The 25,893-nt window shown below is 67.6% G+C and carries 28 protein-coding genes; 15 read left to right on the plus strand and 13 right to left on the minus strand.

All coding sequences use genetic code 11. The features are described 5' to 3' along the window. Positions 1 to 4 precede the first annotated feature (4 nt). The 10 genes from ACQR3U_RS13830 to ACQR3U_RS13875 form a co-directional block, all read right to left on the minus strand. Positions 5 to 298 carry a gas vesicle protein K gene (locus tag ACQR3U_RS13830; protein ID WP_230810698.1) on the minus strand — a complete coding sequence of 98 codons (294 nt, stop codon included), beginning with the start codon at positions 296 to 298 and terminating at the stop codon, positions 5 to 7. After that, the gene (locus ACQR3U_RS13835; protein WP_230810699.1) at positions 295 to 522 is read right to left on the minus strand and encodes a gas vesicle protein; all 228 of its coding nucleotides are present in this window, start codon (positions 520 to 522) and stop codon (positions 295 to 297) included. The genes ACQR3U_RS13830 and ACQR3U_RS13835 overlap by 4 nt, the downstream gene beginning before the upstream one ends. Beyond that, positions 519 to 1,307 carry a GvpL/GvpF family gas vesicle protein gene (locus ACQR3U_RS13840; protein WP_230810700.1) on the minus strand — a complete coding sequence of 263 codons (789 nt, stop codon included), beginning with the start codon at positions 1,305 to 1,307 and terminating at the stop codon, positions 519 to 521. Before ACQR3U_RS13840 ends, ACQR3U_RS13835 begins: the two co-directional genes overlap by 4 nt. After that, positions 1,300 to 1,698 (minus strand): gas vesicle protein GvpJ, encoded by a 399-nt coding sequence (gene gvpJ, locus ACQR3U_RS13845; protein WP_024102486.1) that lies wholly within the window; start codon positions 1,696 to 1,698, stop codon positions 1,300 to 1,302. The genes ACQR3U_RS13840 and gvpJ (ACQR3U_RS13845) overlap by 8 nt, the downstream gene beginning before the upstream one ends. Next, the gene (gene gvpO / locus ACQR3U_RS13850) at positions 1,695 to 1,991 is read right to left on the minus strand and encodes a gas vesicle protein GvpO (protein WP_019290524.1); all 297 of its coding nucleotides are present in this window, start codon (positions 1,989 to 1,991) and stop codon (positions 1,695 to 1,697) included. The genes gvpJ (ACQR3U_RS13845) and gvpO overlap by 4 nt, the downstream gene beginning before the upstream one ends. 4 nt (positions 1,992 to 1,995) lie before the next feature. Continuing rightward, entirely contained in the window at positions 1,996 to 2,250 is a 255-nt protein-coding gene (locus ACQR3U_RS13855) for a gas vesicle protein GvpG (protein ID WP_019290525.1), read from the minus strand. Between the two features lie 2 nt (positions 2,251 to 2,252). Continuing rightward, a complete protein-coding gene (locus tag ACQR3U_RS13860) occupies positions 2,253 to 3,065 on the minus strand; it encodes a GvpL/GvpF family gas vesicle protein (RefSeq protein ID WP_230810701.1) in 813 nt (270 codons plus the stop codon). After that, positions 3,065 to 3,475 (minus strand): gas vesicle protein GvpJ, encoded by a 411-nt coding sequence (gvpJ, locus tag ACQR3U_RS13865; protein ID WP_230810702.1) that lies wholly within the window; start codon positions 3,473 to 3,475, stop codon positions 3,065 to 3,067. The genes ACQR3U_RS13860 and gvpJ (ACQR3U_RS13865) overlap by 1 nt, the downstream gene beginning before the upstream one ends. A gap of 465 nt (positions 3,476 to 3,940) precedes the next feature. After that, a complete protein-coding gene (locus tag ACQR3U_RS13870) occupies positions 3,941 to 4,468 on the minus strand; it encodes a TIGR04338 family metallohydrolase (RefSeq protein ID WP_230810703.1) in 528 nt (175 codons plus the stop codon). Further along, entirely contained in the window at positions 4,465 to 5,274 is an 810-nt protein-coding gene (locus ACQR3U_RS13875; protein ID WP_230810704.1) for a DUF2786 domain-containing protein, read from the minus strand. The genes ACQR3U_RS13870 and ACQR3U_RS13875 overlap by 4 nt, the downstream gene beginning before the upstream one ends. Positions 5,275 to 5,371: 97 nt before the next feature. On the opposite strand from ACQR3U_RS13875, the gene ACQR3U_RS13880 reads away from it, so the two are divergent. From ACQR3U_RS13880 to ACQR3U_RS13910, 7 genes are all read left to right on the plus strand, one after another. Continuing rightward, positions 5,372 to 6,826 (plus strand): alanine/glycine:cation symporter family protein, encoded by a 1,455-nt coding sequence (locus ACQR3U_RS13880; protein WP_230810705.1) that lies wholly within the window; start codon positions 5,372 to 5,374, stop codon positions 6,824 to 6,826. A gap of 47 nt (positions 6,827 to 6,873) precedes the next feature. Next, positions 6,874 to 7,947: an ABC transporter ATP-binding protein gene (locus tag ACQR3U_RS13885; protein ID WP_006550833.1), complete on the plus strand. Its 1,074-nt coding sequence runs from the start codon at positions 6,874 to 6,876 to the stop codon at positions 7,945 to 7,947. Positions 7,948 to 8,104: 157 nt separating this feature from the next. Further along, a complete protein-coding gene (locus ACQR3U_RS13890; RefSeq protein ID WP_230810706.1) occupies positions 8,105 to 9,388 on the plus strand; it encodes an ABC transporter substrate-binding protein in 1,284 nt (427 codons plus the stop codon). Positions 9,389 to 9,405: 17 nt separating this feature from the next. Next, on the plus strand, positions 9,406 to 10,479 hold the full coding sequence (locus ACQR3U_RS13895) for a carbohydrate ABC transporter permease (RefSeq protein WP_019290533.1): 1,074 nt from the start codon (positions 9,406 to 9,408) through the stop codon (positions 10,477 to 10,479). A gap of 83 nt (positions 10,480 to 10,562) precedes the next feature. After that, positions 10,563 to 11,384 carry a carbohydrate ABC transporter permease gene (locus ACQR3U_RS13900; RefSeq protein ID WP_033098494.1) on the plus strand — a complete coding sequence of 274 codons (822 nt, stop codon included), beginning with the start codon at positions 10,563 to 10,565 and terminating at the stop codon, positions 11,382 to 11,384. Further along, entirely contained in the window at positions 11,381 to 11,572 is a 192-nt protein-coding gene (locus ACQR3U_RS13905) for a hypothetical protein (RefSeq protein ID WP_006550829.1), read from the plus strand. Before ACQR3U_RS13900 ends, ACQR3U_RS13905 begins: the two co-directional genes overlap by 4 nt. Before the next feature lie 142 nt (positions 11,573 to 11,714). Beyond that, positions 11,715 to 13,847, plus strand: coding sequence for a transglycosylase domain-containing protein (locus tag ACQR3U_RS13910; RefSeq protein WP_230810707.1), 2,133 nt, complete (start codon positions 11,715 to 11,717; stop codon positions 13,845 to 13,847). Positions 13,848 to 13,884: 37 nt separating this feature from the next. Here ACQR3U_RS13910 and ACQR3U_RS13915 read toward each other — a convergent pair whose 3' ends face one another. Continuing rightward, positions 13,885 to 14,472, minus strand: a complete 588-nt coding sequence (locus ACQR3U_RS13915) for a TetR/AcrR family transcriptional regulator (RefSeq protein WP_033098472.1) — start codon at positions 14,470 to 14,472, stop codon at positions 13,885 to 13,887. Positions 14,473 to 14,553: 81 nt separating this feature from the next. Between ACQR3U_RS13915 and ACQR3U_RS13920 the strand changes: the two genes are divergently transcribed. Genes ACQR3U_RS13920 through ACQR3U_RS13930 form a run of 3 tightly spaced genes read left to right on the plus strand, consistent with a single transcriptional unit; the run spans position 14,554 to position 17,631 of the window. Continuing rightward, positions 14,554 to 15,786, plus strand: coding sequence for an acyl-CoA dehydrogenase family protein (locus tag ACQR3U_RS13920; protein WP_006550825.1), 1,233 nt, complete (start codon positions 14,554 to 14,556; stop codon positions 15,784 to 15,786). Positions 15,787 to 15,802: 16 nt separating this feature from the next. Further along, the gene (locus ACQR3U_RS13925) at positions 15,803 to 16,876 is read left to right on the plus strand and encodes a phosphotransferase family protein (protein WP_006550824.1); all 1,074 of its coding nucleotides are present in this window, start codon (positions 15,803 to 15,805) and stop codon (positions 16,874 to 16,876) included. Next, the gene (locus ACQR3U_RS13930) at positions 16,873 to 17,631 is read left to right on the plus strand and encodes an SDR family oxidoreductase (RefSeq protein ID WP_006550823.1); all 759 of its coding nucleotides are present in this window, start codon (positions 16,873 to 16,875) and stop codon (positions 17,629 to 17,631) included. The genes ACQR3U_RS13925 and ACQR3U_RS13930 overlap by 4 nt, the downstream gene beginning before the upstream one ends. A gap of 88 nt (positions 17,632 to 17,719) precedes the next feature. On the opposite strand, the gene ACQR3U_RS13935 is transcribed toward ACQR3U_RS13930, so the two are convergent. Then, positions 17,720 to 18,820 carry an inositol-3-phosphate synthase gene (locus ACQR3U_RS13935; protein ID WP_006550822.1) on the minus strand — a complete coding sequence of 367 codons (1,101 nt, stop codon included), beginning with the start codon at positions 18,818 to 18,820 and terminating at the stop codon, positions 17,720 to 17,722. Further along, on the minus strand, positions 18,813 to 19,370 hold the full coding sequence (locus ACQR3U_RS13940; protein WP_006550821.1) for a PadR family transcriptional regulator: 558 nt from the start codon (positions 19,368 to 19,370) through the stop codon (positions 18,813 to 18,815). Before ACQR3U_RS13940 ends, ACQR3U_RS13935 begins: the two co-directional genes overlap by 8 nt. A 232-nt stretch (positions 19,371 to 19,602) precedes the next feature. Here ACQR3U_RS13940 and ACQR3U_RS13945 point away from each other — a divergent pair, with 232 nt between their 5' ends. From ACQR3U_RS13945 to ACQR3U_RS13965, 5 genes are all read left to right on the plus strand, one after another. Beyond that, the gene (locus ACQR3U_RS13945; protein ID WP_172414849.1) at positions 19,603 to 20,025 is read left to right on the plus strand and encodes a DUF5318 domain-containing protein; all 423 of its coding nucleotides are present in this window, start codon (positions 19,603 to 19,605) and stop codon (positions 20,023 to 20,025) included. Positions 20,026 to 20,040: 15 nt separating this feature from the next. Continuing rightward, positions 20,041 to 20,217, plus strand: coding sequence for a hypothetical protein (locus ACQR3U_RS13950; protein ID WP_153811623.1), 177 nt, complete (start codon positions 20,041 to 20,043; stop codon positions 20,215 to 20,217). A 523-nt stretch (positions 20,218 to 20,740) separates the two neighbouring features. Next, the gene (locus ACQR3U_RS13955) at positions 20,741 to 23,500 is read left to right on the plus strand and encodes a transglycosylase domain-containing protein (protein WP_428692127.1); all 2,760 of its coding nucleotides are present in this window, start codon (positions 20,741 to 20,743) and stop codon (positions 23,498 to 23,500) included. A gap of 9 nt (positions 23,501 to 23,509) precedes the next feature. Continuing rightward, positions 23,510 to 25,102: a glycosyltransferase family 87 protein gene (locus ACQR3U_RS13960; RefSeq protein ID WP_006550818.1), complete on the plus strand. Its 1,593-nt coding sequence runs from the start codon at positions 23,510 to 23,512 to the stop codon at positions 25,100 to 25,102. Positions 25,103 to 25,129: 27 nt separating this feature from the next. Further along, positions 25,130 to 25,612: a hypothetical protein gene (locus ACQR3U_RS13965; RefSeq protein WP_024102475.1), complete on the plus strand. Its 483-nt coding sequence runs from the start codon at positions 25,130 to 25,132 to the stop codon at positions 25,610 to 25,612. The last annotated feature ends 281 nt before the right edge of the window (positions 25,613 to 25,893 follow it).

Genomic DNA, 25,893 nt, shown 5'->3' on the forward strand with positions numbered 1-25,893 from the left:
GGGCTCACTCCCGGGGCAGCAGTGTCCCCAGCGGACCGAGATCGATGTTGAGATCCTCGGGGGTGAGCCCGAAATGGTCGCGCAGTTCGCCCATGCGCTGCTCGAGCAGCATCAGTGTCGTGCCGAGCCGTTCGATCTGCTCGTCGCTGAGATCCCCTGCATCCATGCGGTGCAGGGCCTGACGCTCCATCAGCTGCCGGAGCAGTTCGACGAGCGTGAGCACCAGCGTCACCAGACCCCGCTCCACGGATTCGGGATCGGCGTCGATACGCGACGGGAAGTTCGCCGGCTCGCTCACGAACCCTCCCGGGCCCCACGGGGAACGGGGACGTCGACCCCGGGCAGCGACAGGGTACTGATCGACGAGATCAACGCGCGTAACGAGATCCGCACCAGATCGATACTCGCGATCGACAGTGTGATGTCGCCGGTGATGACCACGCCGCCCGACAGCACCCGATCCAGCAGATCGATCAGAGCGATCCGCCGTTCCTCGTCCACCGATCCGTCGGCGTATCTCACGGCGAGATCCGTTCTGCTCCAGCGAACGAGTAGGGCGGCCACGGGCCGCTCGTCTCGAGCCTGATCCCCGGATTCAGGGACCCGAGTTCCTCCACCTCGGAATAGAATTCGTCCGCCCTGTCGTCGTCGACGAGATATGTCCCGTTGAGCAGCATCCACTCCTGGCTGCCGCTCAGTGCCGGATCGGTCGGCGCGCTCCGGCGACCCGCGGCCGACACACGCAGCAACCGATCGTGGATATCGGCGGCGCGTCCGGCCGCATCGCGTTCGATGCTCTCCTGCGCTGCGAGTTGCGCGCGGCGACGCAGCAGATAGGCCGTGCCCCTGCCGGAACCCGCACCCTCCGCATGCGCTTCCGCGGCGGCCGCGGTCAGCGCCTTGCGATCGGCGAACGCCTTGACCCCCCATTCGGTACGACCGGTCACGAGGGCGAGCGCAGACGCGAACTGCTCCCGGTGCTCGGTGAGCAGGGCCCGGACCCGTTCGTCGTCGAGGCAGACGGTCGCGAGTCGAAGGGGTACCACGGAGACGTGCCGTGCCAATCCGGCGACGACCGAATCATGGGCGCGGGCCACTCTTTCCAGCCAGTCCAGGTCCTCGAGATTGCGAGCCAGTGCGGCCTCGCCGAAATCGTCCAGGGGCACCGTTCCGACGACGGCGGTCAGTCCGCCCTCCTGCACCGTGCGGACCTGCTCGCCGGCGACGCCGGAGGCGCCCTCGGTCTCGTGGCCGACGAGCGTCCCGTCGGTCACGGCGTACATCCAGGTCCCGGTCGTGTCAGTCACGGTTCTCCTCGTCCACGATCTCCGCCGGTTCCGGCTCCAGTTCCTCCGCTCGGGCCTCGAGTGCGGCCAACCGTTCGCGAAGCTGCCGGTTCTCCAATTCGAGTTCCACCCGGCTCGAATCGACCTCGGGTGAGCGAGCCTTGCTCGTCAACCACGGATCGCTCTCCCACCAGTCGATCCCGACGGCCTTGGCCGTCTCGAGCGATGCGATGACGAGGCGGAGCTTGATCGTGAGCAGTTCGATGTCGAGCAGATTCACCTGGATGTCGCCGGCGATGACCAACCCCTTGTCCAGGACACGTTCGAGGATGTCGCCGAGATTGGTCGACCGTCCTCCACCCCCGTAGGGCTGCGGCGACGACATGCCGCCTCCCCCACCGACCACCGTCATGACCCGGTCCTTGCGCCGATGTCGCTGCTGCCGCGTCCGTAACGCCGGGTCCGCCGGTACGCGAGCAGATCACCGTCCAGATCGACCTCCACCTCGTAGAGCGCGAGCATGTCGGCCGACGACGGAATCCGCCGGTCTTCCACGACCTCCACCTCGACGACCCATCCGTCCTCGGTGGGTTCGACGGAGGTGACCCCCTGAGCTTCCTTCGAGGTCAGTTCCTTCAGATGTGTGAGGGCCGCCGATGCGGCCTCGGCCGCCGAGATCGCGGGCGGGCCGGTGTCCTGCGCCACGGGATCACTCCTTTCCCCCGGCGGGGCCGGAGCCGCCCCGGGAGATCATGCGGTTCAGCACGGCCTGCTGCGCCTCGTCCTTCTCCTCGGGGGTCAGCTCACCCGCCTCCGCCGCTTCCTCGATCTGCTCGAGTTCGCGCCGCACGTTGGCGGGATCGTGCAGTTGCTGTTCGACCTGCTCCTGGATGATCTCTCCGAGCCACATCACTCCCCTGACGGGAGCGAGGGGCAGCGTGAGCAGGGAGGTCAGCAGACCCATCGTCAACCTCCTTCGCCGGGGTCGGATTTCGCCACGAAGTCGTAGGCCGCCATCGGGCCGAGCAACGAGATCTCGACCCGGTCTTCCCATTCCCGACCCAGTTCCTGCAGGGCCTGTTCGAGTTCGTCCTGCCGCTCGAGTTCGATGAGGACGGCGATGTGCACGGCATCCTGCTCGTGCGTGGGTTGCCGCTCGTTGACCATCGGGTCGAGCGACGACAGGGCCTCGACCGTGCGGCGCGTGTCCTCGTTCCGTTTGGCCTCGATCGTCGCGTTGATGATTTCCCCGAGCGCCATTCGCGCCTCGCGGGTCGCGTCCTCGGACTGCCCACGGATCTGCTCCCGCAACTGCGCCGCCTCGGAGTTCTCCTCGAGGATCTCCTGCAGGATCGCCCTCTCGTCGTACCGTCCCTTCACGACGAACTGTGCGAGACCGTCGAGTTGGTCGAGGGCCGAGGCGAGTTCGTCCTCGTTCCCCTCGAGCAATTCCGCGGCCACCGCGTCCCGGTCGGTGAGGACGGCACCGAATCTCAGCGGGAGCACGGGGGCGACCGTCACGGTCCCGTCGAGCAACGCGGCGTGCGCCTCGAGATCGTCCGGTGTGCCGAGAGCGCGATCGGTCGGGATCTCGCTCACCAGTGCAGCGATGCGACCGGACTTGACCACCGACACCTCGGCCGGCGGATTGCCCACCCCTTCCGCATGCTCCTCCGGTTCCACATCCGACGGGACGATGCCGTAGACGTAGACCGCAGTGGTCGTGGCGGTTTCGTCGCTGTCGCCCTGCTCGGGTCGTTCGGTCTGTTCGGTGGACATCAGTCCTCACCCCTGCGTGATCGTCGAGCGGGCTGCCGCTCCTCCTGGACGTCCCCGAGAAACTCGCTGACTTTCTCCCCCGCAGCCTCGAGCGCGCCCTTCGTCTTGTGCTTGGAACCGCCGGAGGTGATGTCGCCGACGAGATCCGGAAGGCCCTTCGGCTCGTTGTCGGAGATCTCGAGCCGGTTCACCGCTTCCGCGAAACGCAGATAGGTGTCGACACTGGCCACGACGAGGCGGGCGTCGATCGTGAGCAGTTCGATACCGACGAGCGAGACACGCACGAACGCGTCGATGACGAGGCCTTTGTCGAGGATGGTGTCGATGACGTCGGCGAGGCCGGACGAGTTGGGACGGGCCATACCGCCCCCGCCGCCTCCACCGCCGCCCCCTGCAGGTTGGATGGTCATGACCGGGATCCTCTCGAGCGGGACGAGCGCGTACCGGTGCTCTTCGTCGCCCGGGTCCGCTTGGCGGGCGCACGTTTCCGAGGCGGTTCGGGCTCTTCCTCTTCGTCTTGGTACGGCCGAGGAAATATCCGATGCCACACCGAGGGCGACTCGTGCTCCGGGTTTCATCACCGTTCTCCTTCGTATGCCGCGCGTCGTGTGGCGTGCTCGGAAGGGGCCGGGGAGGTCTCGGTACGGTACGCAGCCGATGCGCGTCTTTGTGTGATGCAAACCACGGTACGTCACTCGAGGCCTTGATTCGCGTGCTTCGTAGGCATGCGGATTCCGGAGTGAACGACGGGCTCGAAAAGCACCAATCAGTATGTTGTGCAGCAGGATACGAGGCCTGCTACAGATCTCGACCGGCCGTCCGCGGGCATGCCGAAGAAAGGTTCTCGAGCCGGTAAGGATTCCGGAAACCGGAGGTTATCGCCGCGGATGCACCGGGGTGGCGATCCCTGTCGCCTGCAAAGCGAATGCTGCTTCCGGACCGATTATTTCGCCGACGAGTGCGAGGAAGCGGTCGACGAAGGCCGGCCCGTGGGCCCCCTCGGTGGCGTCGTCTGGATCCTGCGGATCGAGATGGTGCGCGAGTTCGTGCAACACCACCATCTCGCGGAACGCCCACGCGGTGTTCACCCGGTGTTCGGGAAGAGCGATCGTCGCGCAGTCGCGTTCGTAGTGTGCGGCCGCGTTGCCCGCGCGGGCCCGCACGCGCACCGGCGCGGCGGCGCGCTCCCACCGGGTGCGTACCCAGTCGAGGGCGAGCACGGCGTCGATGTAGTCCTGGACCGAGGCGATGGAGGCGAACCGTCTCTCTACCGGGAGCGTGACGTGGGAACCGGCGACCTCGACGGTCCGCAGACCGCGCTCGTCGGCGCGGTCGAGCATCTTCCGTACGATGGACTCCGCTTCGTACACAGCGGTTCTGCGGGTGTCGCGCACCTTGGTCACCGTTCCAGCCTCCTCGGAGCCGACGGCAGTTCGGGTGCCGTTCCCAGCCGGGCCGCGCGTCCGGCGCGGTCGCCCGCGCGCCGGGCATCGGCCGAGCGCGCCGACGGGGCCCGGTTTCCTCGCCAACTGCCCCGTGCCTGCGACGTACTGCGGTAGAAGTCCTGCAGTTCCAGACTCTTCCCACGCAACACCAACGCCGTACCGGGCGCGGATGTTTCCACCTCGCGTTCGATCTCCTGCTTCGCCTCGGCCAGCCGGGCGCCGATGCGGGCGGCAAACGCCGACTGGAAGTTCAGCCGGGCCGTCACCGCGGCAACGGGCTTGCGCACGTGTGTGCGCACACGGCGGCCACCGCGTTCCTCGACGACGGTGCGCACCGTGGTCTCGTTCCGGTAGGTGCCCTCGCGCAGATATGCGTCGGACGCCCGCACCATCTGCACGAGCAGGGAGGAGTACAGCGCCTCGCACACGTCGATGTCGTCGGCGAAGCCGTAGGCGTAGATGACGGTGGAGTTCGCGGTGATGTCGCACTGCACGTCGTTGGCCCCGGCGATCGCGATGAACAACTGGGCGTAGGTGCGCAGTCCCTTCTTGCCCGTCTCGCCGATGGTGATCAGTCGCTGCACGGGAGTCGCGCGGCGTTCCTTCGCCGCCGTGTGACTGCGCGCGACCGCCAGATCGATCGAGGAGGACGTCGCGAGCCGCTGCGCCGCGGCGAGGAAGGCGTCGGCCTCGTGAGGGTTGTCGGTGGACTCCGCCTGGCGGAGCAACCCGCCGATACGACTCAACATCTTGTGCGAACTCACCCAGCGAGCGTAGAGCTTGGCACCGACTCCGCCCACGAGACCGGGAACACGCACGAAGTTCCTGCGAAACCACCCGCGACCCACCAAGATCGTGCAGATGGACACTGCGGTCGATTTCGTCACCGATATCAACGACACGTTCTGGTATGCGGTGATCGCACTGCTCATCGGTTCGGGCCTGTACTACACGATCCGGTCCCGGTTCATCCAGATCCGGCTCCTGCCCGACATGCTGCGCTCCGTCGTGGAGAAACCCGAGAAACTACCCAACGGGGAACCGGGCCTGTCCGCATTCCGGGCCTTCTCCGTCTCGGCCGCCTCCCGCGTGGGAACGGGCAACGTCGCCGGTGTCGCGATCGCGATCAGCCTCGGTGGTCCCGGCGCGGTGTTCTGGATGTGGGCGATGGCTCTGGTCGGTGCAGCGACCGCTTTCCTCGAGTCCACGCTCGCCCAGCTGTACAAGGTGCGCGACGAGGACGGCAGCTTCCGCGGTGGCCCCGCCTACTACATGCAGTACGGGCTGCGGAAACGCTGGATGGGCATGATCTTCGCGGTCATCATCACGATCACCTACGGATTCGTGTTCAACGCGGTGCAGACCAACTCGATCGTCGACGCCGTCTCGAGTTCCGTCGGCGAGAAGACCATGGCACTCCAGGTGATCGTGGGGCTGGCCGTCGCCCTCATCGTCGGCGCGGTGATCTTCGGCGGAATCCGCCGCATCTCCGGCGTCTCCCAGATCGTCGTGCCGGTCCTGGCGTTCGTCTACCTGGTCATCGGCATCATCGTCGTGGTCCTCAACATCGGCGAGGTCCCGACCGTCTTCCGCCTCATCGTCGAGAACGCCTTCGGTCTCGAGGAGGTCATCGGTGGTGGCTTCGGCGCTGCCTTCATGAACGGCATCCGCCGAGGTCTCTTCTCGAACGAGGCCGGCATGGGCTCGGCGCCCAACGCCGGCGCCGCCGCCGCGGTTTCCCACCCGGTCAAGCAGGGCCTGGTCCAGAGCCTCGGCGTCTACTTCGACACCCTGCTGGTCTGCTCGATCACGGCTTTCATCATCCTGCTGTCGGAACCCGAATTCGGCAGCGGTCTCGAGGGCGCCGCTCTGACGCAGAACGCGCTCGCGCTGCAACTCGGTGACTGGACGGTGCACTTCCTCGCCGTGCTGATCTTCTTCCTCGCGTTCACCTCGGTGATCGGCAACTACTACTACAGCGAATCCAACATGGAGTTCCTCACCGGATCGCGCCGCATTCTGCCCTACCTGCGCTCGGCGGTCGTGCTGTGCGTCTTCCTCGGGGCCATCGGCTCGCTGCCGCTGGTGTGGGCGCTGGCCGACCTCGCCATGGGAATCATGGCCACCGTCAACCTCATCGCCCTGATCCCGCTGTCGGGTATCGCCTACGCGTTGTTCCATCACTACAGCGCGCAACGCAAGCAGGGGCGCGACCCCGTCTTCCGCGCCGGTGACGTCCCGGGCCTCCGCGGAATCCAGGTGTGGAACGACGACGACGTCACGCCGGTCGAGAGCCGATCGAGCGACGCACGGTAGATTCCCCTACCGCACGAGCGTGTACCGCTTCGGAAAGGACCTTCGAGATGGCGTCGGTGACCTTCGACAAGGCCACGTGCCTGTTCCCCGGCTCGAGTACGCCTGCGGTCGACGCGCTCGACCTCGAGATCGAGGACGGCGAGTTCCTCGTCCTGGTCGGACCGTCGGGCTGCGGCAAGTCGACCTCGCTGCGCATGCTCGCAGGTCTCGAGGAGGTGCACAGCGGACGCATCCTCATCGGCGACCAGGACGTCACCGGGCAGGATCCGAAGGAACGCGACATCGCGATGGTGTTCCAGAACTACGCCCTCTACCCGCACATGTCGGTCGCGGAGAACATGGGCTTCGCGCTGAAACTGGCCAAGACACCCAAGAACGAGATCCGCGAACGGGTCGTCGAGGTCGCGAAGATGCTCGACCTCGAGCAGTTCCTCGACCGCAAACCCAAGGCGCTGTCCGGCGGTCAGCGTCAGCGCGTCGCGATGGGGCGCGCCATCGTCCGCCAGCCGCAGGTCTTCCTCATGGACGAGCCGCTGTCGAACCTCGACGCCAAACTCCGCGTGCAGACCCGCACGCAGATCGCACAGCTGCAGCGCCGCCTCGGCACCACCACCGTCTACGTCACCCACGACCAGGTCGAGGCCATGACGATGGGCGACCGCGTCGCTGTGCTCGAGAAGGGCATCCTGCAGCAGTGCGCGTCGCCGCGCGTGCTCTACAACAAGCCCGCGAACGTCTTCGTCGCCGGTTTCATGGGCTCGCCCGCGATGAACCTGTTCCGCCTCCCGGTCTTCGACCGCGGCGCGATGATCGGCGACACCCACGTACCGGTGCCGCGCGACGTGGTCGGCCAGGTCACCGAGAAGGAGGTCGTGCTCGGGATCCGGCCCGAACACCTCGAGATCTCGAACGAGGGTCTGGCCATGGATGTCGACGTGGTCGAGGAGCTCGGCTCGGAGGCCTACGTCTACGGCCGGGCCGACGTCGGCGGGATCGGCCAGCAGATCGTCGCCCGCAGCGACTGGCGCAACCCTCCGCAGAAGGGCGACCGGCTGTACCTGCGCTTCGACCCCGAGCACGTGCACGTCTTCGGAACGTCCGACGGGAAGCGGATCGGCTGATCACCGCTCCGGGATCGGTCTGCGGAGTCGACACTCGACCGATTCAGGATGGGCGGAATGCCGACTTTTACCGGTGCTGCGTGCCACAGTAGTGGCCGGTGTCGGTGCAGCTGGGTCACCGACGTGTGTTCTACGACCTCGAAATGGGGAGTTGTTGATGGTTCTGAATACGAAGGCGATGCGGAGGGCTGCGATCGCCGCTACGGCCGCGACCGCGCTCGTTCTCGCGGGCTGCTCGTCGGACAACGGTGGCGACGACACCTCGACCGGCGGCGAGGATACCGCTGCTTCCGGTGAAGGCCGCGGTCCGATCACGATCGTCGAGGGGCAGGATCCCCTGAACGCGGCGCTCGAGAGCATCATCGCCGACTGGAACGCCGAGCATCCCGACGAGCAGGTGACGTTCAAGCCGCTGGCCAAGGAGGCCAACGACCAGTACGACGACATCGCCCAGCGGATGCAGGCCCGCAGCGACGAATACGACCTCATCGCCGTGGACGTCACCAACACGGCGGAGTTCGCCGCGAACGGCTGGCTGCTCGCCCTCGAGGGCGACCTGGCGATCGACACCGAGGGCCTGCTGCCCGCGACCGTCGAGTCGGGTACCTACAACGGCACCCTGTACGCCGCCCCGAAGAACACCAACGGCGCGTTCCTCTACTACCGCACCGACCTCGTCGACGAGGCCCCCGCGACCTGGGACGACCTGAAGGCCGAGTGCCCGAAGGCCGAGGAGGCGGGTATCGCCTGCTACATCGGTCAGTTCAAGAACTACGAGGGCCTGACGGTCAACGTCACCGAGATCGTCAACGCCTTCGGTGGCTCCTTCGTCGCCGAGGACGGCCTGACCCCGGCCGTCGACGACAAGACGGCCGAGGGCCTGCAGTTCATCGTCGACAACTTCGAGGACGGCATCATCCCGGCCGCCGCGCAGACCTACACCGAGGGCGAGTCGCAGACCGCCTTCGGCAATGGCGAGGCACTGTTCCTGCGCACGTGGCCCGGCTTCTACACCGACGGTGAGACCTCATCGGTCGCCGGCAACTACGGCATCGCCGTCCTGCCCGGCGTCGACGGCCCCGGCGTCTCGACGCTCGGCGGTTACAACGTCGGCATCAGCGCGTTCTCGGATGCTCCCGCCACCGCGCGCGACTTCCTCGAGTTCATGCAGACCCGCCAGGCGCAGATGTACTACGCGGAAGCGGGCGGCGCCCCGGTTCTCGCCGAGGTCTACGACGACGCCTCGATCCTCGAGCAGTACCCCTACTTCTCGACGCTGAAGGAGGCCCTCGAGGCCGCCAAGCCGCGTCCGGCGTCGCCGTACTACTCGGCCGTGTCGAAGGCGATCGCCGACAACGCCTACGCTGCGATCCGTGGCGAGAAGACCGTCCAGCAGGCGCTGGACGACACCCGGGCCGGCATCGAGACCGCCGGCAACTGATGCTCTAGGAGCAGTACATGGCTGACCCGCAGGTCGACACTCCCGCGGATCCGCCACACGCCCCCGCGGTCGGGACCGTCCCCGGTCCCGACCGCGGACGTGTCGGCGGACGTCACCGCGTGCCCGCACCTCCCGTCACGGCGGTGAAGAAGCGGCGCAAGATCCCGGTGTGGATGTTCGTCGCCCCGTCGATGCTCGTCCTGGCCGTGATCATCCTGTACCCGCTCGGACGAGCGGTGTGGATGTCGCTGCACGGTGACTCGAAGCGACTCGACCCCGAGACGGGCCGATTCGTCACCGGCGGTTTCGTGGGGATCGAGAACTACACGCGCTGGATCACCCAGACCTGCAACACCGCCACCGGCTCGATCCCGTGCCCTCCGGGCACCCTCGGCTCCCAGTTCTGGCAGTCGATCTTCAACACCTTCTTCTTCACCGTCGTCACGGTCTCGCTCGAGACGGTGATCGGTTTCGCGATGGCGATCGTGATGGCCAAGTCGTTCCGGGGTCGCGGCCTGCTGCGCGCCTCGGTGCTGGTGCCGTGGGCGATCCCCACCGCCGTCACCGCCAAGCTGTGGTTCTTCATCTTCGCCAACGACGGTGCCGCCAACAAACTGCTCGGCACCGACTACCTGTGGACCGCCGATCCGTGGCCCGCGCGCTTCGCGATCATCGTCGCCGACGTGTGGAAGACGGCACCGTTCATGGCGCTGCTCATCCTCGCCGGCCTGCAGATGATCCCGCAGGACGTCTACGAGGCCGCGAAGGTCGACGGTGCGAACGCTTGGCAGCGGTTCAAGATGATCACGCTGCCGCTGGTCAAGCCCGCCCTCATGGTGGCGATCCTGTTCCGCACCATGGACGCGCTGCGCATGTACGACCTGCCCGCGATCATGATGGGGTCCAATCCGGCGACGTCCACGATCTCGGTGCTCGTCGTCGACCAGATGCGTCAGGGTTCGAACTCCGCGTCCGCCCTGTCGACGATCACCTTCCTGCTCATCTTCGCCGTCGCCTTCGTGCTGGTGCGGTTCCTCGGCGCCAACGCGGTGAGTACGCAGGAGAAGCAGCGTAAGGGGGAGGTCGTATGACCGTCACCACCGAGATTCCTCGGAGCCGGCCGGAGCCGGAGCCCACGCCGGTGCAGACCCGCAAGGTGCCGTTCAAGCGCAGGATGAGCACGGTCGGCACCTATCTGGGTGTCGCGCTGATCGTCGTGTGGGGCCTGGCCCCCTGCTATTGGATGATCGTCACGGCCCTGCGCGACCCGTCGGAGACGTTCAGCACGACCCTGTGGCCGTCGAACCCGACACTGCAGAACTTCGCCGACGCGCTCGACCCCGACGCCAAGGTCAACTTCTCGCGGGCGCTGCTCAACAGCGTCATCATCGCCGGCGCCACCACGGCGGTCGCGCTGCTGCTCGGCGTGTTCACCGCCTACGCCCTGTCGCGCTTCGAGTTCCGCGGTAAGTACTTCGTCACCGGCATCATCCTCGGCGCGTCGATGTTTCCGGTCGTCGCGCTCGTGACGCCGCTGTTCCAGCTGTTCACCGACATCGGCTGGATCGGCAAGTACCAGGCGCTGATCATCCCGAACATCTCGTTCGTGCTGCCGCTGACCGTCTACACGCTCACCTCGTTCTTCTCCGAACTGCCGTGGGAGCTCGAGGAGGCCGCCCGCATGGACGGCGCGACGCGCGGGCAGGCGTTCCGCCTGGTCATGCTGCCGCTCGCGGCACCTGCGCTGTTCACCACGGCGATCCTCGCCTTCATCGCGACCGTCAACGAGTACCTGCTGATGTCGCAGCTGTCGAGCGAGAGCACGGCCCCGGTGACGGTGGCGATGGCACGGTTCACCGGCACCGACCCGTACGTCACCCCGTACGCGTCGATCATGGCCGGCGGCACGCTCGTCATGGTGCCGCTCGTGGTGATGGTGCTGCTCTTCCAGCGACGCATCATCTCGGGTCTGACCGCGGGTGGCGTCAAGTCGTGAGGAAGGTTCCGCGCCGGAACCGACTCGAGATGCTGCTCGGCCTGCTCACGGTGTTCACGGTGATGGCCGTGATCTCTGCGGTCGCCGAGCTGACGTCGCCGCAACCCGGCATCGTGCCGTCCCTCGTGCTGCTCGCATTCGTCGTGATGTGGGGGTTCGCGTTCCGCGCGTGGCGCCGATCGGGCTGACCCTGTCGTGACGATGGCCCCGCCGTGACGTGAGAAAGAGCACCGTACCGGTGTTCCGGAGGCGTCTCGTGGTCGTTTCCGTACCATACGGTGGGCGGGAGACCCTCCCGTCCGGATTTTCGGTACCGAGAAAGTGGAACGAGTGACGAGCCCGACAAGGTCGACATCCTCGCGCGCCGCCGCGGCCGCAGCGAAGAAGCGCAGGGGACGCATCGTTCGCTACGCCGTACTCGTCGCGTTCGTTCTCGCCGTGCTCGTCCCGCTCGGGATCTTCGCCACCGCCTATTACTCGGCGGAGGTGCCGACCCCGGCGGACATGAAGACGAACCAGCTCGCGCGGGTCTACGCATCCGACGACGCCACCGAGATCACCCGGGTGGTCCCGCCGGAGGGCAACCGTGTCGAGGTCGGGATCGCGCAGATCCCCGAGCACGTCCGCAACGCCGTGCTGTCGGCGGAGGACCGCAACTTCTACAGCAACCCGGGCTTCTCGATCACCGGTTTCGCACGCGCAGCCCGCGACAACGTCATGGGCAAGGACACCGCCGGCGGCGGTTCCACGATCACGCAGCAGTACGTCAAGAACGTGCTCGTCGGCTCCGATCGCACGCTCGAACGCAAGATGCGCGAACTCGTCATCTCCACCAAGATGGCGCGGCAGTGGTCGAAGGACGAGATCCTCGAGGCGTACCTCAACACCATCTACTTCGGTCGCGGCGCCTACGGCATCGGCGCGGCGTCCCAGGCGTACTTCGGCAAGCCCGTCGAGGAACTGTCGGTCTCCGAGGGCGCCGTCCTGGCCGGGGTGATCCAGACACCGTCGTCGCTCGACCCCGAGTACAACCTGCCTGCCATCGAGGAGCGCTGGAACTACGTGCTCGACGGCATGGTCGAGATGAAGGTCCTCGACCCGGCCGAGCGGCCGGACCAGGTGTTCCCCCCGACGGTGCCGTCGGACACCCTCGTGCTGGCCACCGAGGCGACCGGACCGGAAGGTCACATCCGTACCCAGGTGCTGCGTGAGCTGTCCGCGGCGGGGATCAGCGAACAGGCCCTCAACACCGAAGGTCTGCGCATCACTACCACCATCGACCTGAAGGCCCAGCAGGCGGCGATCGACGCCGCTCGGTCCACGCTGTCCGGCGAACCCGGGGAACTGCGCACCGCCGTGGTCTCGATCGATCCCCGCTCCGGTGCCGTGCGCGCCTACTACGGCGGTGAGGACGGTGCCGGTTTCGACTTCGCACAGGCCCCCGTCCAGACGGGTTCGGCATTCAAGGTGTTCGGCCTGCTCGCCGCGCTCGACGACGGGATCGGCCTCAACGCGCGTTTCGACAGCTCCCCGCTCACGGTGGGCAATATCCGCATCGGCAACGTCGAGGGTGAGTCGTGCGGACGTTGCACGATCGCCGAGGCGCTCAAGCGGTCGCTGAACACGAGCTTCTACCGGCTCATGATGTCCATGTCGAACGGCCCGCAGAAGATCGCCGACGCCGCGCATGCGGCGGGGATCCCGCTGACGATCCCCGGGGTCGAGGGGCAGACGCTGAGCGAGAACGGCGGTCCGCCGGAGGGCGGCATCGTCCTCGGCCAGTACCAGGCACGGGTCATCGACATGGCTTCCGCCTACGCGACGATCGCCGCGTCCGGTGTCTTCCACGAGCCGTACTTCGTGCAGAAGGTCGTCACGGCCGACGGTGTCGTGCTCCTCGATCGTCCGCCGTCACCCGGCGAGCAGCGCTTCGACGCCGCGGTCGCCGACAACGCAACCCAGGCCATGATGCCGATCGCCGCATACTCGCGCGGGCACGCGCTCGCCGGTGGCCGGCCGTCGGCGTCGAAGACCGGCACCACGCAGCTCGGCGACACCGGGTTGAACAAGGACGCCTGGATGGTCGGGTACACGCCGTCGCTGTCGACGGCCGTGTGGATGGGCACCCCCGACGCCGGGGCGATCACCAACAGCTGGGGCGGGTCGATCTACGGTTCCGGACTGCCGTCGGACATCTGGAAGGGAACGATGGACGGCGCCCTCGAAGGCACGCCAGTCGAGAGCTTCCCGTGGCCGGCGCCGATCGGTGGTCAGGCGGGTGTCCCGAAGGACGCCGGCATCGAGACCACCACCGCTCCCCCGGCGCCGACCTTCCAGCTGCCGCCCGACCTGTCGAACCTGCCGCCGATCACGATTCCCGCGCCGCCGGTCGATCTGCCCGTCCCGGTGCCTTCGCAGATCGAGGTGTTCCCCGGCGTGACGATCCAGATCCCCGGCTTGTAGATCCGCACTCCGCCCATCGAGGGGAGGTGGTTCGGGTCTACGGCCCGGCCAGCACCGCCGGCAGCAGCGCGGCCGAACAGTCGACGACCTCGTCGACGCTCGGTGTGCCTTCGCGGAACCGGTCGATGGCCAGCGACTCCACGAACGCCCACCACGCCCGCAGCCGCATGCGGGTGACGGGGGTGTCATCGCAGCCCAGCGCCGCGACGACCCGCTCGACCATGGTGTCGCGCATCGAGTCGTGGATGTCGCGGATCTGAGGGTCGGAGCCGACGCCGCTGTGGAAGAACGTCTGGTAGTTGTCGCCGTGGCGGTCGATGAACGACACGAACGGGTGCAGCACCGCCCGGAGGGGATCCTGCTCGTCCGGATCGGGATCCGCCGCGCGGAGCAACCGGCGTGATGCGGCGCCGACGACGGCGACGTAGAAGTCCTGCTTCGTGGGGAAGTAGCGGAACAGCAGGCCGCGGGAGATGCCGGCGATCTCGGCGACGCGGTCGATCGACAGGGCGTGGATCGGGCGCGTCGACAGCTCCTGCAGCCCGATCGCCACGAGCTGCCGGCGACGTTCCTCGGGTGGCAGGCGACGCCGTCCTTTGGACGCCTCTTGTCGCGGGGTGCTCACACCGATAGCCTAACTGAGCATCGCTCAGTTACGACCGCCCGACCGGGCAGATTCCCGGTCGAACTCGACGGAAGGCACCCGATGGATTTCGCACAGTCCGAGCGCAGTCGCGACTATCTCGAACGCCTCCGAGCGTTCATCGTCGCCGAGGTCACGCCCGTCGAACAGCGACTGCGGGCCGAGCGACGCACCCCGGGCGAGGGACGACGCGACATCGACGCCGCCGAGAGGTGGGCCGTCTCCCCCGAATTCCGCGAGCTGCAGCGCAAGGCCCGCGCCGAGGGCCTGTGGAACCTCTTCCTGCCCGACGCCGAACTCGGTGCCGGACTGTCGAACATCGAATACGCCCCGCTCGCCGAGGAGATGGGCCGCTCGCAGTTCGCCTCCGCGGTGTTCAACTGCGACGCCCCCGACACCGGCAACATGGAGGTCCTCTACCACTACGGCAGCGAGGCGCAGAAGGAACAGTGGCTGCGCCCGCTCCTCGACGGTGAGATCCGTTCGGCCTTCTGCATGACCGAACCCGAGGTCGCGTCGTCGGACGCGACGAACATGGCCGCGACCGCCGTGGTCGAGGGCGACGAGATCGTGCTCAACGGCCGTAAGTGGTGGAGCACCGGCGTCGGCCATCCCGACTGCAAGGTGCTCATCTTCATGGGCCTGACCGATCCGGAAGCCCACAAGTACCAGCGACATTCGATGGTCCTCGTGCCCTTCGACACCCCCGGCGTGAAGGTCGAACGCATGCTCCCGACGATGGGCTTCTTCGACGAGCCCGGCGGCCACGGCGAGGTGTCGTTCACCGACGTGCGACTGCCGCTCGATGCCGTCATCGCCGGTCCCGGACGAGGATTCGAGATCGCCCAGGGCCGGCTCGGTCCCGGCCGCATCCACCACTGCATGCGCCTCGTCGGGCTGGCCGAGCACACCCTCGAACTCGCGTGTCGCCGCGGCCTCGAGCGCACCGCCTTCGGCAAGCCGATCATCAACCTCGGTGGCAACCGCGAACGCATCGCCGACGCCCGTATCGCGATCAACCAACTGCGGCTGCTCGTCCTGCACGCGGCCTGGCTGCTCGACACGCAGGGACTCGCCGGAGCGCGCTCGGCGGTCTCGGAGATCAAGGTCGTCGCACCGCGCGTCACCCAGCAGATCGTCGACTTCGCCATCCAGATCCACGGTGGTGGCGGCCTTTCCGACGACTTCCCCCTCGCCGGTGCGTGGACGGCGGCGCGAGCACTGCGTCTCGCCGACGGACCCGACGAGGTGCACCAGGGGCTCGTCGCCCGGTTCGAACTCGGCAAGTACGCGTGAGAGGGAGATTTCGACGATGACCACACTTCCCGACAACGCCCGCACCGTTCGCGAGGAGGACGCCTTCGACGTCGACGCGGTCGCGGCCTGGCTCGCCGAGCACGCCGGCATCACCGGAGTGCCGGAGGTCCGCCAGTTCTCCGGCGGCGCATCCAACCTGACCTACCTGCTGCGCTATCCGGATCGCGATCTCGTGCTGCGCCGGCCGCCGGCCGGGGCGAAGCCGTCGTCCGGTCACGACATGGCACGCGAGTACCGCATCCAGTCGATGCTCGCACCGGTCTACCCCTACGTGCCCACCATGATCGGCCTGTGCACCGATCACAGCGTGCTCGGCAGCGACTTCTACGTCATGGACCGCGTTCCCGGAACCATCCTGCGGACGAATCCGCCCACGCAACTCGACCTCTCCGAAGCGGATACCCGCACCCTGTGCCTGCGCATCGTCGATCTGCTCGTCGAACTGCACGGCATCGATCCGGAGTCCGCAGGACTGTCCGAACTGGGTCGCGGATCCGGTTACGTCGCACGGCAGGTCGCGGGCTGGACGTCGCGCTACGCCAAGGCCCGCACCGACAACGTCCCCGACTTCGCCCGTGTCACCGAGTGGTTGGCGGCTCGGCAGCCGCAGGACGTCGCGCAGACCGTGATCCACGGCGACTTCCGGCTCGACAACATCGTCCTCGACGAGAACGATCCGCTGAATCCGGTCGCGGTCCTCGACTGGGAGCTGGCCACCATCGGCGACCCCCTGATGGACCTCGGCTCGTCGCTCGCCTACTGGGTCCAGGCGGACGACGACGACATGCTGCTACTGACGAAGCGACAGCCGTCCGATCTCCCCGGCATGCTCACTCGTCAGGAGATCGTCGAATACTATTCCGAGCGAACCGGACTGCCGGTGGACGGTTGGGGATTCTACGAGGTGTTCGGACTGTTCCGCCTCGCCGTGATCGCCCAGCAGATCTACTACCGCTATCACCACGGCCACACCTCCAATCCTGCCTTCAAGGACTTCTGGATCGTGGTCGGCTATCTCGAATCCCGTTGCAGTGCATTGATCGATCGATACGAGAAGGAGAGCCGATGAGCCGCCCGCAGCGACGGAACATCCTCATCACCGGTGCGAGTTCCGGCCTCGGTGCCGGAATGGCGCGTGAATTCGCCGCGCGAGGAAGGAATCTCGCGCTCGCCGCTCGGCGCGTCGAACGGCTCGAGGAGCTGCGGGACGAACTGCTCGCCGCGTACCCGGGCATCACCGTGAGCGTGCGCGCTCTCGATGTGAACAAGCACGACGACGTGTTCACCGTCTTCCGCGAGTTCGACGAGGAGCTCGGTGGTCTCGACCGGGTGATCGTCAACGCCGGCCTCGGCAAGGGACAACCGCTCGGTACCGGCTACTTCCGCGCGAACGCCCAGACGGCGAACACCAACTTCCTCGGTGCACTGGCGCAGAGCGAAGCGGCCCTCGAGCTCATGCGGCCCCGTGGGCGCGGGCACGTCGTCCTCATCTCGTCCATGAGCGCGGTGCGGGGCATGCCACGCAACCTGACGACCTACGCCGCGTCGAAGGCCGCCGTCGCCTCGCTCGGTGAGGGTATGCGGGCCGACCTCGCCGACACCGACATCTCGGTGAGCACGATCTTCCCCGGATACATCCGGTCGGAGATCAACGAGAAGGTGAAGAAGGTCCCGTTCATCGTCGACACCGAAACAGGTTGTCGCGCACTGGCGGCTGCGATCGAGAAGGAACCGGCCAAGGCGTACGTGCCGGGCTGGCCGTGGATTCCGCTCGGCTACGCGATGAAGGTGCTGCCGCTGTCGGTGATCCGGAAGATGGCGTAGGCGGGTCCGGAACCCACAGCGGCAACGGCGAAGGCCGCATCCCACGTGAGGGATGCGGCCTTCGCCGGAAATACTGCCGGAGAACGACTTACGCGTCGGCTCCGATGATGAACGCCTCGAGCTGGGCACGAGCGGAATCGTCGGCCATCTGGACCGGCGGGGACTTCATCAGGTATGCCGAAGCCGGGAGGATCGGGCCGCCGATGCCGCGGTCCTTGGCGATCTTCGCCGCGCGGATGGCGTCGATGATGATGCCGGCCGAGTTCGGGGAGTCCCAGACCTCGAGCTTGTACTCGAGGTTCAGCGGGGCGTCACCGAAGGCGCGACCCTCCAGGCGGACGTATGCCCACTTGCGGTCGTCGAGCCACTGCACGTAGTCGGAGGGGCCGATGTGCACGTCGCGGTCGTGGACCTTGCCGGCGAGGGGGCCGTTGAGGTTCGACGTGACGGCCTGGGTCTTGGAGACCTTCTTCGACTCCAGACGCTCGCGCTCGAGCATGTTCTTGAAGTCCATGTTGCCGCCGACGTTGAGCTGGTACGTGCGGTCGAGCACGACACCGCGGTCCTCGAACAGCTTTGCCATCACGCGGTGGGTGATGGTGGCGCCGACCTGCGATTTGATGTCGTCGCCGACGATCGGGACACCGGCGTCGGTGAACTTCTGCGCCCACTCGGGGTCGGAGGCGATGAACACGGGGAGAGCGTTGACGAAGGCGACGCCCGCGTCGATGGCGCACTGCGCGTAGAACTTGTCGGCCTCTTCGGAACCCACGGGGAGGTAGGAGACGAGAACGTCGACCTGGGCGTCCTTGAGCGCCTGAACCACGTCGACGGGCTCGGTGTCGGACAGCTCGATGGTCTCGGCGTAGTACTTGCCGATGCCGTCGAGCGTGTGGCCGCGCTGCACGGGCACGCCGAGCGGCGGCACATCGGCGATCTTGATGGTGTTGTTCTCGCTCGCGAGGATCGCCTCGGACAGGTCGAAGCCGACCTTCTTGGCATCCACGTCGAACGCGGCGACGAACTGGACGTCGCGCACGTGGTAGGGACCGAATTCGACGTGCATCAGGCCGGGGACGGTGGTCTCGGCGTCCGCATCCTTGTAATACTCGACGCCCTGGACCAGGGAAGAGGCACAGTTCCCCACGCCCACAATGGCCACGCGCACCGCGGTGCTGTTCTCACCCATGGTCGGGTTCTCCTTCTTTGTTGCGTGCTGCTGACGACTGCTCGGCGGCGATGAGTTCGTTGAGCCAGCGCACCTCGCGCTCGCTGGACTCGAGGCCGAGCTGATGGAGCTGACGGGTGTAACGATCGAGTGTGCCGCTGGCTCGTCCGATCGCATCGCGGAGCGCTTCTCTGCGCTCCTCGACCTGGCGGCGCCTGCCTTCGAGAATTCGCATCCGCGCTTCGGCGGGAGTGCGACCGAAGAAGGCGAGGTGCACGCCGAATCCGTCATCGGTGTAGTTCTGCGGTCCCGTGTCGGCGACCAACTCGGTGAAGCGTTCTCGACCCTTCGGGGTGAGCTGATAGACGCGGCGAGCACGTCGTTTCACGGGACCGGGAATTCCCGGATCCTCTTCGATGAGGCCGTCCGCCTGCATTCTCCGCAGAGTCGGATAGAGCGACCCGTAGGAGAAGGCGCGGAAGGCTCCGAGGAGCCCGGTCAGACGCTTGCGCAGCTCGTAGCCGTGCATGGGCGATTCGAGGAGGAGCCCGAGTATCGCCAGTTCCAGCACGGGTCACCTCCTGTTTCCGTTCGAACCAACCGATTGATACGACACGGAACTATATCGCGCCGATATATACGACGATACGCCCCCTACGGTTCGTGTCACGTCCGGTTGCGGGCGGGCACCCTTCTCCGGACCCGATCGGACATGCGTCGGTGCCACCTCGACCACCCGTCTTCGGTGTCCGGTGGGCCACTCCCCGCCCCTCGCCGCATCGCCCGCACGTACTCTGGAAGCCGTGCGAATTCAGCGGCAGGTGGTGGACTACGCGTTGCAGCGGCGCTCGCTGCTCGCAGAGGTCTACTCGGGGCGACGCGGAGTCAGCGAGGTCTGCGACGCGAGCCCCTATCTGCTGCGGGCGGCGAAATTTCACGGCCGGGGCAGCGATGTGATGTGCCCCATCTGCCGTAAGGAGCAGTTGACTCTTGTCTCGTGGGTCTTCGGCGACAAACTCGGTCCGGTGTCCGGGTCGGCGCGCACCCCCGAAGAGTTGGTGCGTCTGGCCGCCAGCCAGGAGGAATTCTCGGTTCACGTGGTCGAGGTGTGCCGCACCTGCAGCTGGAATCACCTGGTGCAGTCGTACGTCCTGGGATCGCAACCAGCACCCAAGAGCCCGCGTCGCCGGTCGACGGGATCGAGCCGTCGTACCGCCAGCGAGTGAAGGGGTACCGGCAACGTGCCCGTACGCTTTCTCGTGGAGTTCGCTCCTGGGTCCGACCCGCACGACCTGATCGTCGCGTCGTCCGCTGCGCACATCGTCGATCGACTGCCGTCCGTCGGCATCGCCGATCGGCTCTTCGTGGAGCAGTGTCGAGGCCGCGGCGTGATGCGTCGCGAGAACAGTTGGAGATGAGTACGTGAGTTTCCCCGACAACGAACCCGAGGACAACAAGGCCGTCCCGCCCCAGCGCAGCGGTCCCGCCGGACCGCAACCCGGGCAGCAACGTCCCGGTCCTCCTGCCGGTGCCGGTCAGGGACAGCCGGGTCCGGGACAGCCCGCTCCGGGACAGCAGCGCCCTGCCCAGGGCCCGGTGCAGGGTCGTCCGTTGCCGCCGCAACCGCGCCCGCAGGGTCAGCCGGGAGCACAGGGCCAGCCGGGCCGACCGGGCGGACAGCCCGGTGGTCCCGCAGGTCAGCAACCGCCGCGCCCCGGCAGCCGGCCGCCGTACCCGCCCCAGGCTCCGGGTCAGGGACAGCGTCCTCAAGCCCCCGTCCAGGGACAGCGCCCTCAGTCCCCCGGCCAGGGACAGCGTCCTCCGGCTCCCGGTCAGGGGCAGGGACCGGGCCCCCAGCAGGGCCGACCGGGACAGCCGTACCCACCGCGCGGACCGGTGCCCGCCCCGGGCGCCAACCAGCCGCGTAATCCCAACCAGTCGATGCCGCCGCGTCCCGGCACGTTGCCGCCCGGCGCGGTGCCTCCCGTCCAGCGCACGCCGCAGGCCGATCCGACCGTCGCCATGCGTCCCGGAGCGGACGCGGCAGGTGCGCAGCGTCCCGGAGCGGACGCGGCAGGTGCGCAGCGTCCCGGAGCGGACGCGGCAGGTGCGCAGCGTCCCGGAGCGGACGCGGCAGGTGTACAGCGTCCCGGAGCGGACGCGGCAGGTGCGCAGCGTCCCGGAGCGGACGCGGCAGGTGTACAGCGTCCCGGAGCGGATGCCCCGACGCAGCGGGTCTCCGCGGCGAGCGCTGCAGTCGGTGCGAGTGCTGCAAAGAGTGCGAGTGCTGCGGACGATGCACCCACGACGCGCGTTGCCGGTGGCCCGCCCGCAGGCGGACCTCCCACGGTTCCGCCCGGTGGCGGTTCGGGTGGCGGCGCCGGGGGTGGAAAGGGCGACGGCAAGAGCAACCGCTGGCGCACGATCCGCCGGATCGGTTACGGCGTGGTCGCCGCCGGCATCCTCGTCCCGATCCTCATGTTCATGCTGGCGTACATCGTCCAGGACGTGCCGCGCCCCGGTGAGCTGCAGACGAACCAGGCCGCGACCATCTTCAACTCCGACGGCCAGGGTGTCATCACGAAGGTGATCCCACCGGAGGGCAACCGCACCGAGGTCGAACTCGACGCGATCCCCGTGCACGTCCGCAACGCCGTGCTCGCCGCCGAGGACCGCGATTTCTACAGCAATCCCGGCTTCTCGGTCACCGGCTTCGCGCGTGCCGCCCGCGACAACGTGCTCGGCCGCGACAGCGCTGGTGGTGGTTCGACCATCACCCAGCAGTACGTGAAGGTCGCCGTCGTCGGTTCCGAGCGGACGTTGACGCGAAAGCTCAAGGAGCTGGTGCTGTCGACGAAGATGGCGAACCAGTGGGCCAAGGACGACATCCTCGCGGCCTACCTCAACACCATCTACTTCGGTCGCGGTGCCTACGGCATCGCAGCGGCGTCGAACGCGTACTTCGGCAAGCCCGTCGGTGAGCTCACCGTCGAGGAGGGCGCCGTGCTCGCGTCGTCGATCCAGTTGCCGTCGCTGCTCGATCCCGAGCAGAACCCCGAGGGTGCGGAGGCGCGCTGGAACTATGTGCTCGACGGCATGGTCGCCGCCGGCACGCTCGATGCCGCCGAACGGTCGGGTATGAAGTACCCGGCCTACGTTCCGATCGCTGAGCTCGACAACGGCGACCAGTCGTCCGGCCCCGAAGGTCTGATCAAGAACCAGGTGCTCGCCGAGTTGGCCCGCGAGGGCATCGACGAGAACCTCCTCAATACGGCCGGTCTCCAGATCACCACGACGATCGACCCCCAGGCCCAGCAGTCGGCGGTCGAGGCGGCGCAGAGCAATCTCGAGGGCGAACCCGAGGAGTTGCGTACCGCGGTGGTGTCGGTCGATCCCCGGTCCGGGGCGATCCGCGCCTACTACGGCGGGGAGAGCGGTGTCGGTTACGACTTCGCCCAGTCCGGTCTGCAGACGGGTTCGTCGTTCAAGGTGTTCGGCCTGGCCGCCAACCTCGACCAGGGCGTGCCGTTGTCGCAGACCTACGACAGCGGTCCGCTGACGGTCAACGGCATCAAGATCGGCAACGTCGAGGGCGAGTCGTGCGGGCAGTGCACCATCGCCGAAGCGCTCAAGCGGTCGCTGAACACGAGCTTCTACCGGATGATGCTCGAGATGGACAACGGCCCGCAGGCCATCGCCGACATGGCGCACAAGCTGGGTGTCGCGAAGGAACTGCCGGGCATCGGTGAGACGCTCACCGAGCCGGGGGGCGTCGGCCCCAACTACGGCATCGTGCTGGGCCAGTACCAGTCGCGCGTGCTCGACATGGCCTCGGCGTACGCCACGCTCGCGGCGTCCGGCCGTCATCACGAGCCGTACTTCGTGCAGAAGGTCGTGACGTCCGACGGCGAGGTGCTCCTCGACCGTGGCACCCCTGCCGGTGAGCAGGTCGTCGACGCGGCGGTGGCCGACAACACCACTTCCGCGATGACCCCGATCGCCGCGTACTCGAACGGCCACGCCCTGGCCGGCGGCCGTCCGTCCGCGTCGAAGACCGGTACCGCTCAGCTCGGCGACACCGGCTCCAACAAGGACGCGTGGATGGTCGGTTACACCCCGTCGCTGTCGACCGCGGTGTGGGTCGGCACCGAGGAGGGCCTGCCCCTCGAGAACAGCTGGGGCGGCATGATCTACGGCTCGGGTATCCCGTCGGACATCTGGAAGGACACGATGGACGGCGCTCTCGAAGGCACCGAGGTCGAGTCGTTCCCGAAGCCGGAACCGATCGCCGGTGTCTCCGGCGTGCCGGCGTGGACCGCGTCGACGACAGCTCCCGCCACCCGTGAGCAGACCACCACCTCGCGTGTCGTGCCGAGTCTTCCCGAGGTTCCGGAGATCACCACGCAGAACGTGGAGATCTTCCCCGGCGTCACCATCCCCGTTCCGGGTGTCGCCCCGCAGGCGACCACCCAGAACGCGCCCTCCCGTCCCGGCAACGGCGGTCAGGAGGAGGAGAGCGAGGATACCGGCGGCGGAACCGGCGGTGGTACCGGCGACGACTCCGACGAGGGTGGATCGCCTCCGCAGAACCGCATCCCGGGACTCGAGAGCCCCGCGATCCCGGGCGCGCAGGGAGGCGGATTCCAGGGCGCGCAGGGCGGTAGTCCCCAGGGCGCGGTCGAATACGCTCCGGCCGGGTAGCCTCGCCGCGTGAGCGACGACCGGGGATCCGACGCCCGGCCGGTGGTGTCCGCTGCACCACCGGCCGAGGATCGTCGTTCCCTGGACTGGCGCGACACCCCCGGGCGTACCGACCCGACGGTGTCGCGCCTGACCGCCGTCATCGGCGGTCCGGTGGGCCGGCACGCCGTGCTCGGGCGCACCCGCTTCTTCACTCCCCTGCGGGCGATGTTGCTGCTCGCGGTCGTCTTCCTCGCCTTCGGCTGGTTCACGAAGGCGGCCTGCGTCCAGCAGGGACCCGTCGGTCCCGACGGCGCGCTCGGCCTGGACTGGAGCGGCAACCGGCAGTACGTGGCGATGTGTTATTCCGACATCGTTCCGCTCTACGGTGCCGAACGGCTCGCCGAGGGCGCCTTCCCGTACCGGACGTCGTGGGAGGAACCCGGCCCGGACGGGCAGATGCAGACCCGGTACATGGAGTATCCGGTGCTCGCGGGGCTCTACCAGTACGGCTCGATGCGCATCGCGAAGGCGTGGGACGCCACACCGTGGCTCCCCGATGCACTGCAGGTCGCGATCTACTTCGCCGTCGTCGCGGTCGGTCTCGCGCTCGCCTGGCTCGTCACGGTGTGGGCCACCGCGATGTCGGCGGGCCGCAGGATCTGGGACGCCGCGCTCGTCGCGGCGTCACCACTGGTCGTGGTGCACGCCTTCACGAACTTCGATGCCCTGGCCACGGCCTTCGCCGCGGGTGGTCTGCTGGCGTGGGCCCGCCGTCGACCGGTTCTCGCCGGCGTCCTGCTCGGCCTCGGTGCGGCGACGAAGTTGTATCCCTTGCTGTTGCTCGGTCCGCTGCTGGTGCTGTGCCTGCGGACCGGCCACCTGCGGTCGTTTGCCCGCACCGCGGGAGCGGCCGCCGCGGCGTGGCTAGTGGTGAACCTGCCGATCATGGTGCTGTACCCGAGCGGGTGGGCGGAGTTCTTCCGACTCAACTCCGATCGCGGAGCGGATCCGGATTCGATCTACAACGTGCTGCACTCGTTCGTGGGCTGGCCGGCCTGGTCGGCCTCGACCTTCAATGGGGTCTCGCTCGTGTTGTTCGCCGCGGCCTGCGCCGCGATCGGGTGGATCGGGCTCACCGCGCCGCGCCGTCCCCGCCTCGCGCAGCTGTGTTTCCTTCTCGTCGCGGCCTTCCTGCTCACGAACAAGGTGTGGAGTCCGCAGTATTCGCTGTGGCTCGTGCCGCTCGCCGTGCTGGCCGTACCCCACCGGCGCGCACTGGTCGCCTGGATGACGATCGATGCGCTGGTGTGGGTTCCGCGCATGTACTACTACCTCGGTCCCGATCGGAAGGGGCTGCCGGAGCAGTGGTTCACCGCCACGGTCTTCCTGCGCGACGTCGCCGTCGTGGCACTGTGCGCGGTTGTGCTGTGGCAGATCCGGCGTCCGGTGCGGGATCCCGTGCGGTACGGCTTCGTCGACGATCCCGTCGGTGGTGTGCTCGACCAGGCTCCCGACCGTCCGCCACGATGGCTGCCCGCCAGGTTGCGACCTGCTCACCATCGGGTCACAAGAGAAGAATCATCCGAACGAGGGATGTCGGAGACTTCGTCGGTCCCCTAGGCTCGGGAACGAGCACGAGGGGGGACAATGGCGAGCGGCGGACGGGGATTCGGAGCGGGGACGGATGTCACCGCCTCACAGTTCACGACGTGTGAGTTGGCGTGGACGGTCGCGAGCGGCGACGCCACCGCGATCCCACGACTTCTGCGCGACCTGCATCCGCTCGTGATCGCCTACTTCCGGGCCCGTGCGAAAGCCGCCGGAGGTACCTTCGCCGACGCCGATCGTCTCGCCCTGGCCGCCTGCCGTGCGATTCTCGCCGAGCTCACCGCGCCGTCCGGAGCCGACCGGCCTTTCCTGCGGTTGGCCTACACGCTGGTCGCCGACGCGGCCGATGCCGAGTTCGCGAGCCCGCGGGCCTTCCCTCTGACCCGACTCCAGCAGGAGATCCTCATCCTGCGCACCATCGTGGGTCTCGACTCGTGGCAGACCGCGGTGGCGCTCGCCGTGGCGCCGGGACGGGTCGGTGTCGAGCAGCACGCGGCGCTGAGTTCCCTGCGCGCGGCCTGAACCGGGTGGACAGAGTCCGCATCCACGGGTGCGAGATGAACAGCCGCCTCGCCGCTTCGGTCTTCGAGTCCGCTGTCAGCCAGGTGAGCAGAACTTCCTCTCACGGGCGCTGAGCAGAGGCCGCACGAGGCCGCCGACACGCATTTCGTGGAACGAGGACGAACGGTGCTGAGCGCTCACGGTGTCAGCGGTCATGTAATTCCCCAGGTTGAGGGGTCGACCCGTCACGTAATTCCTCACCCGCCTGTCACGTAATTCCCCACCCTTGGGGCGTGTCGGCC

It is taken from the genome of Rhodococcus sp. IEGM1339, assembly GCF_050321925.1.
Taxonomy (GTDB): Bacteria; Actinomycetota; Actinomycetes; order Mycobacteriales; family Mycobacteriaceae; genus Rhodococcus; species Rhodococcus pyridinivorans.

Excerpts from the sequence above, each read along its gene's own strand:
- ACQR3U_RS13920 (WP_006550825.1), top strand. The coding sequence starts at position 14,554 with ATGGATTTCGCACAGTCCGAGCGCAGTCGCGACTATCTCGAACGCCTC.
- gvpJ (WP_230810702.1), bottom strand. The coding sequence starts at position 3,475 with ATGACCATCCAACCTGCAGGGGGCGGCGGTGGAGGCGGCGGGGGCGGT.
- ACQR3U_RS13860 (WP_230810701.1), bottom strand. The coding sequence starts at position 3,065 with ATGTCCACCGAACAGACCGAACGACCCGAGCAGGGCGACAGCGACGAA.
- ACQR3U_RS13965 (WP_024102475.1), top strand. The coding sequence starts at position 25,130 with ATGGCGAGCGGCGGACGGGGATTCGGAGCGGGGACGGATGTCACCGCC.
- ACQR3U_RS13900 (WP_033098494.1), top strand. The coding sequence starts at position 10,563 with ATGAGCACGGTCGGCACCTATCTGGGTGTCGCGCTGATCGTCGTGTGG.
- ACQR3U_RS13930 (WP_006550823.1), top strand. The coding sequence starts at position 16,873 with ATGAGCCGCCCGCAGCGACGGAACATCCTCATCACCGGTGCGAGTTCC.
- gvpJ (WP_024102486.1), bottom strand. The coding sequence starts at position 1,698 with ATGACGGTGGTCGGTGGGGGAGGCGGCATGTCGTCGCCGCAGCCCTAC.
- ACQR3U_RS13925 (WP_006550824.1), top strand. The coding sequence starts at position 15,803 with ATGACCACACTTCCCGACAACGCCCGCACCGTTCGCGAGGAGGACGCC.
- ACQR3U_RS13885 (WP_006550833.1), top strand. The coding sequence starts at position 6,874 with ATGGCGTCGGTGACCTTCGACAAGGCCACGTGCCTGTTCCCCGGCTCG.
- ACQR3U_RS13880 (WP_230810705.1), top strand. The coding sequence starts at position 5,372 with ATGGACACTGCGGTCGATTTCGTCACCGATATCAACGACACGTTCTGG.
- ACQR3U_RS13855 (WP_019290525.1), bottom strand. The coding sequence starts at position 2,250 with ATGGGTCTGCTGACCTCCCTGCTCACGCTGCCCCTCGCTCCCGTCAGG.
- ACQR3U_RS13955 (WP_428692127.1), top strand. The coding sequence starts at position 20,741 with ATGCCGCCGCGTCCCGGCACGTTGCCGCCCGGCGCGGTGCCTCCCGTC.
- ACQR3U_RS13935 (WP_006550822.1), bottom strand. The coding sequence starts at position 18,820 with ATGGGTGAGAACAGCACCGCGGTGCGCGTGGCCATTGTGGGCGTGGGG.
- ACQR3U_RS13890 (WP_230810706.1), top strand. The coding sequence starts at position 8,105 with ATGGTTCTGAATACGAAGGCGATGCGGAGGGCTGCGATCGCCGCTACG.
- ACQR3U_RS13895 (WP_019290533.1), top strand. The coding sequence starts at position 9,406 with ATGGCTGACCCGCAGGTCGACACTCCCGCGGATCCGCCACACGCCCCC.